This is a genomic window from Novosphingobium bradum (genome assembly GCF_042646485.1).
Classification (GTDB): domain Bacteria; phylum Pseudomonadota; class Alphaproteobacteria; order Sphingomonadales; family Sphingomonadaceae; genus Novosphingobium; species Novosphingobium bradum.
In genome coordinates, this window is sequence record NZ_JBHRTQ010000005.1 from 100503 (window position 1) to 116386 (window position 15884).

Genomic DNA, 15884 nt, shown 5'->3' on the forward strand with positions numbered 1-15884 from the left:
TGTCAGGCAGGGCGGCACAGGGCGGCCAGCGCCCCGATCGATTCCAGCGTTTCGAAGCGGGCGACCATCCGGGCCAGCTCGTGCGAACGCTCCGCCCCCAGGATCGGGGTCACCAGGTCGTGGAACTTGGATTCCAGGTTGGCCCACTGCTGATCAAGCTCGTCATCGGTGGCGGGCACCAGCACGTTGATCGAGGCGGTCAGCTCCTCGCCGGACTTGAGCCGCACGGTCACGTCGGTCGGCGCGCCGGTGGTCAGCTTGTCGGGCGTGGTGCGGACCTTGATCAGGGCGCGGCGGGCGATCAGTTCGGGATCCTTGACCGCCTCGTCGGTGAAGGCGCTGGGGCCGGTCGCCCGGTCGAGCAGGGCGAGGGTGGCGGCATAGCGGATCGAGAACATCGCTTCGACGCCCGTGACCGGCTCGGGAATGCCGCAGACGGTGGGCATCTGCACCGAACACAGCAGGTCGATCTCTTCCACCTCGTCAGCCGTAAAGGGCCGCCTGGCCCTGATCTGGCGGATGCCGTTGATCGCCGAATGGGTGCCGCCGCAGGCCGCGTGGAACTTGAACATCACCTTCTCGACCGCGAGCCGTGCATCGCGCGGGCGCTCCGGATCGAACTCCTCCCACACGCCGTTGTGCGAGCGCACGAAGCCCTGGGGCGATTCCAGCACGTCGGCGGCGCCGGTATAGCCGGCCTGCGCCAGCCGGGCGGAGACCACGCCCACGGAGGCCGCATTGCCGGCGTTGAGGTGCTTGCACATCGTGCCGAAGCTGGCCTTGAGGCCGGCGGCCTGGGTGCCGGCGATGCCCAGCGCCATGACCAGCTGGTCATGATCGAGGCCAAGCAGGCGCCCGGCGGCCATGGCCGCGCCAAAGGCGCCGAAGGTGCCGGTGGTGTGGAAGCCGCGGTGATAGGAGCTGAGGCCGCAGGCCACGTGGATCTGGTCCATCACCTCGCAGCCCCAGGCGGCGGCCTCGGCCGCTTCGGCGCCGCCCAGGCCCAGTTCCTCGGCGAGCGCGAAGACCGGCGGCAGGATCACCACCGCCGGGTGGCTGCCGAAGCCCATGTCGTCGAAGTCCTGCGAATGGCTGGCCACGCCCCCGCACAGCGCCGCCTGACGGGCGGTGGCGGTCTGCCCGGTGCCGATCACGTGGGCCACGCCGTTGCCCCCTTCGGCCGCGCAGACGGTCTGCACGGCGCGCGAGCTGGGCTGGTGCGAGCCGGAGATGGTCACCCCCAGCCAGTCGAGCACGAAATGGCGCACCCGCGCGCGCTGCGCCTCGGAGAAATTGCCGAGCCGAACCTGTTCGGCGGTGGCGACAACCTGCCGGGTGAAGCCGCTCGCGTCCTGCTGCGCGCCGTTGGTCGACGATGTCATGATGGCGTGGTGATCCTCTTGTTTTCCTGCCGGATGCGCGGGCCGTGGCGGCTGCGCCCGAAGGTGCAAATCAGCCCGGTTTCGCGGCCGGCGCGAAGCCGTTCGGGCAGCATAGCACCCGCTGGCGCGCAACGCGTATCACATTTCTGATCATGGGTTTTCCGCTCCCGCGCCGCGCCGGGCCGCCTGCGCCGGTGAATTGACAAACCCCGCCGTCGCGCCCGAAGTGGCGCTTCGCGCACAGGCAGCCGGAGCAGAGATCGCCTTATGGATATCGTGGACACGCAGGTTCACCTCAACCACTGGATGGACGAGGCGACGACGATCGCGGCAATGAACGCGCTGGGGATCAGCGCGATGCTGGTCGACGAGGCCTGGGATTTCGGCGAGGGTCGTCCGCCCCACGCCGCGCTGCCCTATTACGTCACCAAGCATGGCGCCAACCGGCCGATCAGCCCGGGCGGCTCGGCCGCTGCGCTGCGCCACCCGGATCGTTTCAGCTTCCTGCTGCGGGTGAACCCGCTCGATCCGGAGCTGGAGGCCTGGGTCGAACAGGCCGCCGCCACCCCGGGCTTTCGCGCGATGCGCTATCTCCTGGCCGACAAGGACGATGCCGCCGCCCTGCTGGCCGGCGCGCGCATGGGCTTCTTCCAGGCGGCCAGCGACCATGACCTGGTGGTCTTCGCCGGCGGACACTCCCACGCCCCGCTGTTCGAGCCCTATGCCAAGGCCTTCCCTTCGCTGCCCATCGTGATCGACCATTGCGGCTTTCCGCTGGGCGAGGGGGCATTCGAGAGGACGCTCGACCTCGCGCGCTATCCCAACGTCCACCTGAAGTGGAGCCACGCCCCTTGCGTGTTCGGCGCCAAGGCCTTCCCCTATCCCGAGGTGCGCCCCTTCCTGAACCGCGCGCTCGAGGCCTTCGGGCGCGAACGGATCATGTGGGCCAGCGATTTCACCGCCGAACCGGCGGTTCGCACCACCTGCGGCGGGCCGGACGTGCGCTGGGCCGATGCGCTCTATTACATGAAGTGCAATCCCGACCTGTCCGAGGGCGATCTCGAATGGGTCCTGGGCGGCACCGCGCGCAAGGTGCTGCGCTGGGAACAGGCGGCCTGAACGGGCTTGCGGCGCCGGGCGGTGGTTGACCGCCCGGCGCCGCCCGATGCCTTTGCCCGCGCCGCTCAGTGCGCGAGGTAGATCGACTTTTCCTCGGTATAGTGATCGAGCGCGTGAATGCCCATCTCGCGGCCGATCCCGCTCTTCTTGTAGCCGCCGAAGGGCCGTGCCATTTCGGCGGGGCGATATGTGTTGACCCAGACCGAGCCGGCCCGGATCCGCGCGGCCATCCGGTGGGCGCGGCGCACGCTCTCGGTCCAGATCCCGGCGGCGAGGCCGAATTCTGTATCGTTGGCGATCCGCACGGCTTCGTCCTCGTCCCTGAAGCGCAGGATCGCCCCGATCGGGCCGAACACTTCCTCCTGGGCGATGCGGAAATGGTTCTCCACCCCGGTGAACAGGGTGGGCTGCACGTAAAGCCCCCCGGCCAGCGCCGGATCGCCCGGCTGCCCGCCGCCGGTGATCGCGGTTGCCCCCTGGGCGGTGGCGACATCGAAGAAGCCGACCACCTTGTTGAAGTGCGGGCGGCAGGCCAGCGGCGCGATCTGCGAGCGCGGATCAAGCGGATCGCCGATCCGCATGGCCTCCACGCGGCGGACCAGCTCGGCGAAGAAGTCCGGTCCGATCGTGTCCTGCACCAGGATGCGCGAGCCCGAGATGCAGGCCTGGCCGGTGGACGAGAAGATCCCGGCGATGATCCCGTCGATCGCCTTGTCGAGGTCGGCATCGTCGAACACGATGTTGGGTGATTTGCCGCCCAGCTCCAGCGTTACCCGCGCATTGCGCGCGGCGGCGACCTGGGAAATCCGCAGGCCCGTGCTGGTCGCGCCGGTGAAGGCGATCTTTTCCACCAGCGGATGCTCCACCAGCGCCGCGCCCACCGCGCCGTCGCCGGTCACGATGTTGACCACGCCGGCCGGAATGCCGGCCTTCATGCACAGTTCGCCCAGCCGCAGGGTGGACAGCGGGGTGACCTCGGAGGGCTTGATCACGATGGTGTTGCCCGCCGCCAGCGCCGGGAACAGCTTCCAGCCGAGCAGCGCCAGCGGGCTGTTCCACGGCGTGATCGCGGCGCAGACGCCGATCGGCTCGCGCACCGAATAGCTGGTCGTGTTGGGCACGTTGGACCGGCCGGATTCGCCGTGCATCGTCTCGGCCAGGCCTGCGTAGAAATGGGCGTGCTCGGCCATGCGGTCGCCGGTGGCGATCATCTCGCTGAGCAGCTTGCCGTTCTCGTGGACCTGGAGGTAGCCGAGGTTGCGGGCATCCTCGACCAGCAGGTCGGCCAGCCGGCGCAGCAGCTTCGAACGTTCGCCCGGCCGCGTGGTCGACCAGCCGCCCTCGAAGGCGCGGTGGGCGGCCTGCACCGCGCGGTCCACGTCGCCGGTGGTCGCCGCGGGCACCGAACCCCATTTCTCGCCGGTCGCGGGATATTCGCATTGGAAGGTGCGGCCATCTTCCGAGCCGACGAACTCCCCGTCGATCAGCAGGTTGTAGGCGCGATCCGGCGCGAGTTCGCCCTGCCAGGGGGATGCCGCAAGGTCTTGGTCGGTCATGGTGGGTTTCCTCGAAGCGGTTCGGTTGCGGTCAGGGCAAGGTGGGCCGGCTCCCGGCGGGCGCGGCCGGACGTTCTGATTCCCCCGCGTATGGCGCAAGGTCTTTCACCGGCAATCATAAACGTGATGGACGTGCGTCGCAAAGATAACAACAGGACTGGACGTATGCCGAACGGAGTGGTTGTTGACCACAATCCGCACGAGGCGTGGGCCGCAGCCAAGGGAGATGGTTCGATGGACTTGTCGAAGGACCAGAAGAAAACGCTGTTGGACAACCTGATCCGGGTCCGCGAACTCGATCAGTGGTTCATCGATGCGCTGATGGCCGGCAAGCTGCCGCTGTTCTATCATTCCACCCAGGTCCAGGAAGCGGTCGGCGTCGGCGCCTGCACGTTCCTGGAAGATGGGGACTCGGTTTATGCCACGCATCGCGGGCACGGGATCAGCAAGCTCATTCCGCGCGGCGTCTCGATCGATTCCATCATGGCCGAACACTACGGCAAGCTCACCGGCTATTGCGGCGGCGCCTCGGGCTGGCACCCTTGCGTGCCGGAAAAGGGCTTCCCGATGTATACCGCGCTGATCTCGGAAAACCTGGGCCTGGCCTGCGGCACGGCGCTGGCCCACAAGCTGGATGGCAAGGGCCGCGTGGTCGTCGCCTTCGAGGGCGATTCCGCCGTGGCCAAGGCCGAATTTCACGAGGCGTTCAACTTCGCCGCCGCCAACCGCCTGCCGCTGGTGGTCGTGGTCGAGAACAACGGGATGGGCCAGCACACCCCCATCGAAACCTACGTGGTCAACAAGGATGTCGCCAACTACGCCAAGGGCATCGGGGTGCCGGGCGTGATCGTTGACGGGCAGGACGTGATCGCCGTGCTCGAGGCGACCGAGGAAGCCGTGGCGCGGGCGCGGGCCGGCGGCGGGCCGACCATGATCGAGGCCAAGACCTTCCGCCTGCGCGGCCATTCCGAAGGCGGTCCCAACGTGTCGATGGACAAGCCGCGCTCGGCCGAGGAAGCCGAGCTGTGGCTGCGCGAGCGCGATCCCATCAAGCTCTATGGCCAGAAGCTGCTAGACGAGGGCGTGGTCACCCAGGCCGACATCGACCGCATGACCACCGAGGTGCGCGAGGAGATCGAGCAGGCCTACAAGGCTGCGCTCGCGGCGCCGCCGATCCCCGATTTCGAACACCTGCAGTCGCTGCTCTTCGCCGACTGACCCCAAGAAATCGACTGGAGGAGCCGGAAGATGGCAACGCAAATGCGAACGATGCTCGAGGTCATGAAGTCGACCCTGCGCGAGGAAATGCTGCGCGATCCCAAGGTCGTCTACATGGGCGAATGCGTGGTCGGCAGCGCGATGGGGATGACCAATGGCCTCTACGAGGAGTTTGGCCCGAACCGGGTGATCGAGACCGGCCTGGTCGAGAACACCATGGTCGCCGCCGGCATCGGCCTTGCCGAACGCGGCTATCGCCCGATCATCGACCCGATGATGGCCGACTTCCTCACCCCGGCCTATGCCGCGATGACCATCGCCGGCAAGAACCGCTTCATGCACGGCGGCAAGATGACCCTGCCGATGGTCATCCTCACCACCATGGGCGGCTATCTGGGCCTTGGCGCCGAACATTCCGGCTGCCCGGAAGCCCAGGTCATGCATATGCCGGGCCTCAAGCTGGTGGTGCCCAGCTCGATCGAGGATGCGCGCGGCCTTCTGATGACCGCGATCCGCGACAACAATCCGGTGGTCTACTACTTCCACAAGCGCCTGATGCGCGAGAAGCAGGAGATCGCGGAGCACGGCGAGCCGATCCCCTTCGGCGTGGCCGACATCAAGCGCGAAGGCACCGACGTCACGGTCGTGGCCACGGCCTACCAGGTCAAGCTGTGCCTCGATGTCGCGGCCCGGCTGGCGGAGAAGGGGATCAGCGTCGAAGTGGTCGATCCGCGCACCCTGGTGCCGCTCGACATCGCCACGATCGTCAAGTCGGTGAAGAAGACCAACCGCGTGCTGGTCGTCGACGAGGACTTCATCACCTGCGGGCCGGGCGGCGAGATCGCCATGCAGATCATGGAGCACGCGTTCGACTGGCTTGATCAGCCGATCAAGCGCATCGGCACCAAGGGCTGGGTTCCGGCCACCTCGGTCGATCGCTTCGTGCTGCCCCAGCCGCAGGAAATTGCCGACGCGATCACCGCGCTGGTCGGCGCCGAGCGCGTGCTGGTCGATATCAAGACCGGCAAGTAGCCGCGCTTCGCCGCGCGGGTGAAAGCCGGCGCGCGGGCATCCGGGCCAGGCCACCACGGGCCACGTTTCAAGGATTTGAGAGATGGCAGAAGATCTTATCGTTCCGAAGCTGGGGATGGCGGCAGCCGTCGTCACCCTCACGGAATGGAAGGTGCAGGAGGGCGCCCGGGTGGAGAAGGGCGATCCCGTGCTCGACATCGAGGCGGAGAAGACCTCGTTCGAGATGAGCGCGCCGGCTGCCGGTTTCCTCCACATCCTCGCCCAGCAGGGCGTCGAGATGGACGTCAACACGGTGGTCGGCCTGATCGCCGCCACCGAGGAAGAATACGCGCAACTGGCCGGCGGCACGGCCGGCGGGATCGCCGCCGAAGTGGCCGAACCGGCACCGGCCGGCGCCGCGCCCGCGGCTGAACCGGCTCCGGCCCCGGCGAACGGCGAACGCGCCTTTTCCACCCCGATCGCCCGCCGCCTGGCCAAGGAACACGGGATCGACATCGCCAGTGTTGCCGGCTCCGGTCCCTCCGGCCGGGTCCAGCGTGACGACGTGCTCAAGGCCGTCGCCGACCGCGCGTCGGGCGGCGGCGCGGGGGCTGCACCGGCCGCTGCCGTCGCCTCGGCCTATGCGCCTGTCACCAGCAAGGAAGCGGGAAATCGCCGGGTGCGCGAGACCATCCCCTATACCGGGATGCGAAAGGCCATCGGCGAGAACATGATGCGGAGCCTCGCCATCAACGCGCCCAACACCATGTCGGGCGACTACGACCTGACGATGATGGCCAAGTATCGCCAGAACTTCGTCCGCAACGAGGGCAAGCTCGGCACCCGGATCACCTATGCCGATCTCCTGATCCACGCCGTCTCGCGCGCGCTCCGGGCCTTCCCGCTGATGAATTCCAGCCTGATCGAGGGCGAGATCCGCATCTGGGACGAGATCAACGTCGGCATGGCCGTGGCGATCGGCGACGATGGCACCAAGGGGCTGGTGGTCCCGGTGATCCGCGATGCTGACCGGATGAGCCTGGTCGAAATCTCCAGGGCCACCAAGGACCTGGGCAAGCGCGCGCGCGAAGGCCGGCTGTCGTCCGCCGAAATGAGCGGCGGCACCTTCACCGTCACCAACTTCGGCTCGCTGGGCGTCAGCTCCTATTCCACCCCGATCATCAACCCGCCCGAATCCGGCATCTTCGGCATCGGCCGGCTGCAGGACAAGCCGATCGTCCGCAACGGCGGGATCGTCGTCGCGCCGATGCTGCCCTACAGCCTGACCCACGATCACCGGGTGATCGACGGGGCGGCGGCCGAGAAGTTCCTCGGCATCCTCAAGGACATCGTCGAGAACCGGACCGACGAGCTGAACGCGGTGGTTGTCCTGTGATCGACCAGTCTCCCGAAGTCTACCAGGCCGGCCAGATCACCGCCGACTGGCTCGAGCGGACCCTTGCCGCGGCGGGCCATGCCGATGCGGGCGTCGTGGGGTTCTCGACCAGGGCGGTCGGCACCGGCCAGGCCGCCGGCTGCTTCCGGATCCTGCCCGAATACCGCGATCCGCGCCCCGACCTGCCGCGCTCGATCATCACCAAGTTCCCGTCCGACGATGAAGGCAGCGCCAATGCCGCGGCCAATTCGGGAACCTACCTGCGCGAGATCCAGTTCTACCGCACCCTGCGCGCGCAGCTCACCATCCGCACCCCGCGCAGCTACCTGGCCGAATGCAACGCCAGCGGCGCCCGCTTCGCCCTGCTGCTGGAAGACCTCGCCCCCGCCGACCAGGGCGACCAGATCGCCGGCTGCGATGCCGAAATGGCGCGCCTGTCGGTCCTCGAACTGGTCGGCCTCCACGCGCCCACCTGGGACAATCCGGCGATCCTCGATCTCGATTTCGTGCGCTACACCAGCCTGCCCGAGCGTGCGGCCAACATCATGCAGCGGATCTACCGCGCCGGCCTGCCAGCCTTCGTGGACCGCTGCGCGCAGGCGCTCGAGCCCGAAGAGCTCGCCCTCCTGCGCCGCGCGGCCGACTGCGACGAGCTGCCCAGCGAATATCCGCGCCTCGCCACGCGCTGCCTTGCCCACAACGACTATCGCCTCGACAACTTCCTGTTCGTTCCGGAGAACCCGGCCGAAACCCTGCGCGTGGTCGATTGGCAGACCTACGGCTCGGGCAATCCGATGCGCGATGTTTCCTACTTCATCGGCGGCTGCCTCCTGCCCGAGCTGCGCCGCCGGATCGAGCAGGACCTCGTCCGCGAATACCACGATGCGATGTGCGCCAGCGGGGTGAAGGACTATACCTTCGCCCAGTGCTGGTCCGATTATCGCCAGGCCGCCTGGCACGGCACGATGTACGCAATGGCCGGCATGGCCTTCGTGCGGCAGACCGAACGGGGCGACCGGCTCTTTGCCACCATGGCCCAGCGCCATGCGCGGCAGATTCTCGAATTGGGCGCGGACGAGTTCCTGCGCTGACCGTGACCGCTGGGAAAGGAACCCAAGCCGTGCTGATCAAGTATGACGACCTGCCGCTGCAACAGACCGTGGAATCGCTCGCCTATGTCGAGACGAGCGACCGCGACGCCTATGGTCGCTACTGGTTCAACGGCTACGATCCCAATGGCGAATTCTACTTCGGCATCGCCTTTGCCATGTATCCCAACCGCGAGGTGATGGACTGCGCCCTGTCGATCGTCCGCAAGGATGGCTCGCAGGACAGCTTCCGCGCCTCGCGCCGCTGCCCGCTCGATCGCACCGAGATGGAGGTCGGCCCGCTCAAGCTCGAGATCGTCGAACTGATGCGCGTGCTGCGCGTCACCATCACCGACAATGATACCGGCATCACCGCCGATCTCACCTTCACCGCCACCTCGCCGGTCCACGAGGAGCCGGTCGACCGGGTCCGCCAGGAAGGCGGCGTGCGGATGGTGGCCAAGATGCAGCGCTACACCCAGTTCGGGCGCTGGAACGGCTTCATCGCGATCAAGGGCGAGAAGCAGGCCATCGTCAATGCCTGCGGGATGCGCGATCGCTCGTGGGGCTGGCGCTTCTGCGGCGAGCCGCAGGGCGGCACCCACCGCCTGCGTCCCAACCAGGCCTTCTACCTGTGGGCGCCGATTTTCTGGCCGGATCGCTGCACCCATTACAGCACCTGGGAAAAGGCCGATGGCCTTGCGCTCAAGGACTTCGCCCAGGTCTTCCCGCTCTACGAGAACGATACCGCGTTTGATGTGATGGACGGCTCCGGCTTCCGAACGATCAAGGCCGGCGAACACCGCCTCAGGTTCGAGGACCCGGACTCGCGCTTCGCCACCGGCGGCGAGTTCGACCTGATCGAGGGCAGCCGGATCACCACGGTCAAGGTCGAGCCGCTGCTGCGCTTCCATATGTACGGCATCGGCTATGGCCACCCGGAATGGGGCCACGGGATGTGGAAGGGCGAGCTGGAATATACCAGCGAGCACTGGAACGTGAACGACATCGACAAGCAGGCGGTCCACTTCCAGCACATCCAGCAGGTGATCCGCGCCACGGCCGGCGACCAGGTCGGCCACGGCGTGCTTGAACAGACCGTGATCGGCCCGCACGACCGCTATGGCTTCGGCGAGGGCCGCACGCCGCTCGGCGCGAAATAAACGGGCAGGGGCCACGCAGATGGCCCGCCCAGGGGGAGAATGCCAATGGTAGAAACCATGAACGCCGAGGCCGGCGGGTCCGCAAAAGGCCTGCGCCTCTGCCTGGGGATCGGGGTCGCCTGGGTCCTGTCGTTCGCGGGCGCGCTGCTGCTCGGCCCGGCCGGCGCGGGCGCCGCGTTCGGCGGGGTCATGCTGCTGGCGTTGATCGGGCTGGTCCTGGTCCAGGCCGTGCTGCTTTATGGCTGGCGCGGGGCGGCGCTCTATCTCGTGCTCGGCACCGCGATCGGCTTTTCGCTGGAAGCCAGCAGCGTGGCCACCGGCTTCCCCTTCGGCAGCTATGTCCACAACCTGGCCGGGCCAAAGCCCGCCGGCGTGCCGATCCAGGCGATCCTCACCTATGTCCTGGCCGGCTGGTACGGCTGGACCATCGCCCGCGCCATCCTGCTCGATCGGCCTGAGCGCCTGACGGGCGCTGCCCGCTTCACCGTGCCGCTGATCGCCGCCTTCGTCCTAACCGGGCTGGACCTGCCCAACGATCCCATCGGGGCGACAATCCGGCATGACTGGACCTACAAATACCCCAGCGGCTACTTCGGCGTGCCGCTCACCAATTACCTTGGCTGGATCTTCACCGGCTGGGTGCTGTTCCAGCTCTTCGCGCTGATCGAACATCGCTTTCCCGCCGGACCGGCCGCCCGCAGCCGCTGGTTCTGGCTGATGCCCTGCCTGGTCTGGCTGCTGATGCCGCTCCAGTTCGTCGCTTCGTGGCTCTCTGCGCCGGCCGGCGTGGTCACCCTGAAGCAGAGCACTTTCGTCATCGCCGATATGCACGAAGCCGGCCTCATCACCGGCCTGTTCGGGATGACCCTGCCGGCGCTGATCGGCATCTTCCGCCTTTTCCGCAATTGAACGAACGGTAACCCGCCATGTCCTCAGGCAAACTCGCAGACAAGGTCGCCATCGTCACGGGTGGGGGCAGCGGCGTTGGCGAGGCCACCTGCGAGCGCCTGGCCCGGGCCGGGGCGGCGGTCGTCGTTGCCGACATCAACCTCGTCACCGCCGAGCAGACCGCCGAACGCATCCGCGTCGAAGGCCACCAGGCGATCGCGGCCCGCTTCGACCTGCTCGACGCTGAAAGCATCAATGCCCTGGCCGCCACCGCCATGGCGCGGTTCGGCCGCATCGACGTGCTGCACAACAATGCCGTGAACAACGCCCCCGAGGTGTTCCACCGCGACGGCGGCTTTCTGGAGATGGACAGCGAGGTCTGGGACAAGATCTTCGCCGGCAACGTCCGCGGCCAGATGGAGCTGACCCGCGCGGTCGTCCCGCACATGATCGCCGGGGGGCGGGGCGGCTCGATCATCAACACCTCTTCGGGCGCCGGAACCAACGGGCAGATGACCATGTCGGCCTATGGCGCCTCCAAGGGCGCGCTCAATTCGATGACCCACTACATGGCCGTGCAGTTCGCCCCCCACAAGATCCGCTGCAACACGCTGATCCTGCCGGCGGTGCTGACCAGGGGACTGGAAACGCTGTTCACCGCCGAGCAGGTGGAGCGGCTGATCAACCAGTCGCTGCTCAAGGAGCCGACCCGGCCCGACGATATCGCCGCCGTGGTCGAATTCCTCGCCTCCGACGATTCCCGCGTGATCACCGGCAAGCTCTGGGCCATCTGACGCAGCCCCGCCGGCCCGGCGCCAAGGAAAGGAAGCCCGATGTCCAGCCCCCTCAAGACCCGCCTTGGCTCGACCCGGCTGATCGTCCGCGATCTTGACCGGCAGGCCCGGTTTTACCGCGAGGCCTTCGGCTTCGGTGAAAGCCTGCGGATGACCGGCCAGATCGTCGGGCGCGACATCGAGGAGATCATCTTCCTGGCGCCCAAGGGCCAGGCCGGGCTGATCCTGCTGGCCTATGCCGATGGCCATGCGCCTTCGCCGCTGGGCGCCACCCTGCTGTTCTTCACCTCCGACATCGCGCAATTGCAGGACAGGGTGCTGGCGGCGGGCGGGTCGGTGGTCCAGGCGATCGGCCCGATCGATCTCGGCACCCGGCAGAGCCGCCTGGCCTTCTTCGCCGATCCCGAAGGCTTCCTGATCGAAGTCATCGAAGACGCCTGACGCGCCCCCCGAACAGAAGGCTTCCCCGAACATGGAATTTCACGAAAAGGCCGTCCTCGTTACCGGCGCCTCCAGCGGCATCGGCGAACATATCGCCCGCCGGTTCGTGGCCGAGGGCGCGCGGGTGATGGGCGTGGGCCGCAGCGAGGAACGCCTTGCCGCGCTCGCCGCCGAGCTGGGCGAGGCCTTCGTGCCCCATGCCGCGGAGCTGAGCGACATGGATGCGGTCGAAGGCGCGGTGAACGCGGCCGTGGCGCGCTTCGGCGGGCTCGACGTGCTGGTCAACAATGCCGGCATCGCGGCCATGGGCCTTGCCCTGAGCGAAACCATCGAGTCCTGGCGCAAGACCATGGCGATCGATCTCGACGCGGTATTCTGGGCCAGCCGCATCGCGCTGCCCCACCTGATCGAGCGCAAGGGCTGCATCGTCAACACCGGCTCGCTGTCGGGGGTCGCGGCCGATTTCGGGCTGACCGCCTATTGCGTGGCCAAGGCCGGGGTGATCGAACTCACCCGCTGCCTGGCGATCGACTATGCCGGCGAGGGCATCCGCGTGAACTGCGTCAGCCCCGGCTCCACCCTGACCCCGATGAGCGCCGGCGTGCCGCAGGTGCTCACCGATGCCTATCGCGCCTCGATCCCTATGGGGCGCCAGGGCCAGCCGGGCGAGATCGCCGACGCGGTGCTCTATCTCGCCAGCCCGCGCGCCTCGTTCATCACCGGCCAGAACCTCCTGGTCGATGGCGGGATCTCGGCCCACACCGGCCAGCCCAACATTCCCGCCCTGTTCGCCAGATTGCGCGGCTGACGGTCCCGGCCGCGCTGGCCGGCGATCGCAGGGCGGGGCAGGGCCAGGGCCAGGGTGGCGAGAGGCCAGGTTCCGTCCGTGTTTCGGTGCAATCCTCTAACCATTTGCGGCAGGCAGGCCTGGCAGCCCGCACGCGGCGAGGCGTCCTCCACGAGCGAGGCCCGAGGCCTGGCCTGTCCCTGCAGGTTCTGGCGGAAAATGAGCGATTCTGACAAGAATGAAGCATTTTCAACAATGACCGTGCCGAGCGCGCGGCGGCGGTGCCCGAAAGGTGATGCAAGAAGGCCGCACTCGGGGAATTTTGTGAAGTCGCCACACGTTTTGGAATTGCCCTGAGCCAAGCCCCATATCAAGGAGCCGCAACGAACAGGCCGCGTTCGATAACGGACGGGCGGATGGTTCGGTCACAGGACGGGGACACCGAAATGGGGAAATTCAATACTCGAGCGCGTATGCTGGCCTGCAGCGCGATCACCAGCCTGCTGCTGGTGCCGGGCGCTGCCCTGGCCCAGGGCGTCGGCACTGATTCCGAGGGCCGCCTCGAAGAAATCGTCGTCACCGCGCAGAAGCGCGAACAGTCCATGCAGGACGTTCCGATCGCGATCACCGCGCTGACCCAGGAAACGCTCCAGGCCAACCGCATCACCACCGTGAACGACCTTTCGTCGATCGCGCCGGGCGTCTCGGTCCGCCAGACCACGGGCGGCACCTCCACGCCGGCCTTCACCATCCGCGGCCAGCTGAGCTACGGCTTCGTTCCGGGCTCGGACAAGCAGGTCTCGATCTATCTTGATGGCGTCTACATCGGCTCGCCGCGCGGCTCGATCTTCGACCTGCCCGACGTGGCCCGCCTCGAAGTGCTGCGCGGCCCCCAGGGCACGCTGTTCGGCCGCAACGCAACCGCCGGCGCGGTCAGCGTCACCACCCGCGATCCCGATGGCAAGCTGGGCGGCCGCCTCGAAGGCACCGTTGGCAACCTTGGCGCCTATCGCGTGCGCGGCTCGGTCAGCACGCCGCAGTTCGGCCCGTTCTCGGCCTACTTCAGCTACCTGCGTAACTACCGCCACGGCGAAATCCGCAATGCGGCCGCCGGTATGCTGTGGGATCGCACCGCCGCCGGCCTCGGCACGGCGCGTTCGCCCGAATACCTGGGCACGATCGACACCAACAGCTATTTCGCCGCGGTGAAGTTCGAGCCGAGCGACAGTTTCAAGGTCGTCTACAAGTATGACCGTTCGGTCGACCATGGCACGGCCGATGGCACCCCCGCCATCAGCTTCAACACCCAGGCTACCGGCAGCGCGCTGACCGACGGCATCCTGGCCGCCATCGCCGCGACCAACAACCTCTACCTCGCGTCCAATGGCAAGCGTCCGGACGTGGCCACCAACGGCTTCACCATCCCGCGCGACCAGCAGGCCGAAGGTCACAGCGTCACCGCCACCTGGCAGCCGCTCGATAACCTGACCGTCAAGAACATCTTCTCCTACCGCAAGTCGCACGTGTTCTCGCCGAACCCGATCGACGGCATCAGCCCGGTCTCGGTGACCCCGGCCGTCGCCAGCGCCTTTGGTTCGCTGTTCGGCGCCTCGGCTGCCGCCGCGACCCCTGGCTTCTCGAGCCTGACCCCGGCCCAGCAGGGCGCGGCCGTCGGTGCGGCCATCGCCGCCACGACCCCGCTGTACAACTGCGCCGCCGGTTCGGGTCCGCGCTGCATCGTCGGCAACCGCCTGATGATCATCGGCTCGGCGCCCTATTCGGTGTCGTCGCAGTGGAGCAACGAAACCCAGGTCAACTACAGCTCGGACAAGCTCAACATCACGGCCGGCGCGCTGTGGTACCGTGGGCGTGACCGCGTTGGCGGCCCGGTGACGATGGCCAACACCCTGTCGTTCCGTTTCGACCTGAACACCATGGTCAATGATACCACGGGTATCGTCCCGCAGGGCAACCAGGGCATCAATTACAACCAGGTGACTTCGCTCGCCGCCTATGGCCAGATCGAATACAAGATCACCCCGGAACTCGAACTGGTTGGCGGCATTCGCGTCACCAACGACCGCAAGACCGGCAGCTTCGTCTACAACTCGAAGTCCAGCTCGGGCGTGATCTCGCCGACCACTACCCTGGTCTCGCCGGATTACGACAAGACCAAGCCGAGCTACATGATCGGCGTGAACTACAAGCCGAACAGCGACATCCTGCTGTATGGCAAGTGGTCGAGCAGCTTCGTGTCGGGTGGTACCGTGGTTGGCCTGCCGTTCGAGCCGGAATCCGCCAGCTCGTACGAAGTCGGCATCAAGGCTGACTGGTTCGATCGCCGCCTGCGGACGAACATCACGGCCTTCCACGTGGACTACAAGCACTACGGCACGCCGGGTTCGACCTCGACCACTGCCGCGGCTGCCTATGCCACCGGCATCTGGACCCCGCTCTACGGTTCGGCCACCGCCACGGCCCTGCTCAGCGCTGCCTCGACCTTCGTGATCGACTTCGGCAACGCTCGTGCCCAGGGTATCGAAGCGGAAGTCACCGCTGCTCCGGTTCGCGGCCTGACGCTGGGTGCCAACATCGGTTACACCGATTTCAAGTACACCTACATCAACCCGATCGTGCTGACGGCCAATGCCGGCTTCGTGCAGCCGACCGATCGTCCGAAGGTGACCGCCGCGGTCTTCGGCGCCTACGAAACGCAGCCGCTGACGGGTGACATGACCCTGCAGATGCGTCTCGACGGCCAGTATCGTTCGACCACGGAATTCGCCGCCAACCCGGCGCTGTTCCTCCAGCCGGACAATGCCAACGCATCGGTCCTGCGTTCCAAGCCCTACTGGCTGGTCAACGGTCGTGTGGCCCTGCGTCACATCCCGCTGGGTCCGGTCCAGGCCGAACTGGCCGTGTGGGGCAAGAACCTCACCAACCGCCGCGATCCGCTCTATGCGCTCAACGTGCGCTATGCGACCATGGTCAACTTCGTGACGGCCCGGACCTATGGTCTCGACCTGAACGTCGAATTCTGA

At 67.1% G+C, this 15884-nt stretch carries 13 protein-coding genes; 11 read left to right on the top strand and 2 right to left on the bottom strand.

Annotated features, from left to right (window positions below; translation table 11 throughout):
* Positions 1–2: 2 nt before the first annotated feature.
* The gene (locus ACFOD9_RS05575; protein WP_379509103.1) at positions 3–1382 is read right to left on the bottom strand and encodes an MmgE/PrpD family protein; all 1380 of its coding nucleotides are present in this window, start codon (positions 1380–1382) and stop codon (positions 3–5) included.
* 267 nt (positions 1383–1649) lie between these two features.
* Here ACFOD9_RS05575 and ACFOD9_RS05580 point away from each other — a divergent pair, with 267 nt between their 5' ends.
* Complete coding sequence (locus tag ACFOD9_RS05580) at positions 1650–2501, top strand: amidohydrolase family protein (protein WP_379509104.1); 852 nt, start codon at positions 1650–1652, stop codon at positions 2499–2501.
* A gap of 65 nt (positions 2502–2566) precedes the next feature.
* On the opposite strand, the gene ACFOD9_RS05585 is transcribed toward ACFOD9_RS05580, so the two are convergent.
* Positions 2567–4057: an aldehyde dehydrogenase gene (locus ACFOD9_RS05585; RefSeq protein ID WP_379509105.1), complete on the bottom strand. Its 1491-nt coding sequence runs from the start codon at positions 4055–4057 to the stop codon at positions 2567–2569.
* 234 nt (positions 4058–4291) lie between these two features.
* Between ACFOD9_RS05585 and ACFOD9_RS05590 the strand changes: the two genes are divergently transcribed.
* From ACFOD9_RS05590 to ACFOD9_RS05635, 10 genes are all read left to right on the top strand, one after another.
* A complete protein-coding gene (locus tag ACFOD9_RS05590) occupies positions 4292–5275 on the top strand; it encodes a thiamine pyrophosphate-dependent dehydrogenase E1 component subunit alpha (protein ID WP_379509106.1) in 984 nt (327 codons plus the stop codon).
* A gap of 30 nt (positions 5276–5305) precedes the next feature.
* A complete protein-coding gene (locus ACFOD9_RS05595; RefSeq protein WP_379509107.1) occupies positions 5306–6307 on the top strand; it encodes an alpha-ketoacid dehydrogenase subunit beta in 1002 nt (333 codons plus the stop codon).
* Between the two features lie 82 nt (positions 6308–6389).
* Positions 6390–7682: a dihydrolipoamide acetyltransferase family protein gene (locus ACFOD9_RS05600; RefSeq protein ID WP_379509108.1), complete on the top strand. Its 1293-nt coding sequence runs from the start codon at positions 6390–6392 to the stop codon at positions 7680–7682.
* Complete coding sequence (locus ACFOD9_RS05605; protein WP_379509109.1) at positions 7679–8773, top strand: phosphotransferase; 1095 nt, start codon at positions 7679–7681, stop codon at positions 8771–8773. The genes ACFOD9_RS05600 and ACFOD9_RS05605 overlap by 4 nt, the downstream gene beginning before the upstream one ends.
* Before the next feature lie 29 nt (positions 8774–8802).
* Positions 8803–9933: a hypothetical protein gene (locus ACFOD9_RS05610; protein WP_379509110.1), complete on the top strand. Its 1131-nt coding sequence runs from the start codon at positions 8803–8805 to the stop codon at positions 9931–9933.
* Between the two features lie 45 nt (positions 9934–9978).
* Positions 9979–10842: a carotenoid biosynthesis protein gene (locus ACFOD9_RS05615; RefSeq protein WP_379509111.1), complete on the top strand. Its 864-nt coding sequence runs from the start codon at positions 9979–9981 to the stop codon at positions 10840–10842.
* Between the two features lie 17 nt (positions 10843–10859).
* On the top strand, positions 10860–11615 hold the full coding sequence (locus ACFOD9_RS05620; RefSeq protein ID WP_379509112.1) for an SDR family NAD(P)-dependent oxidoreductase: 756 nt from the start codon (positions 10860–10862) through the stop codon (positions 11613–11615).
* Positions 11616–11654: 39 nt separating this feature from the next.
* The gene (locus ACFOD9_RS05625) at positions 11655–12056 is read left to right on the top strand and encodes a VOC family protein (RefSeq protein WP_379509113.1); all 402 of its coding nucleotides are present in this window, start codon (positions 11655–11657) and stop codon (positions 12054–12056) included.
* Between the two features lie 31 nt (positions 12057–12087).
* On the top strand, positions 12088–12864 hold the full coding sequence (locus ACFOD9_RS05630) for an SDR family NAD(P)-dependent oxidoreductase (RefSeq protein ID WP_379509114.1): 777 nt from the start codon (positions 12088–12090) through the stop codon (positions 12862–12864).
* Between the two features lie 452 nt (positions 12865–13316).
* Positions 13317–15884, top strand: coding sequence for a TonB-dependent receptor (locus ACFOD9_RS05635; protein WP_379509115.1), 2568 nt, complete (start codon positions 13317–13319; stop codon positions 15882–15884).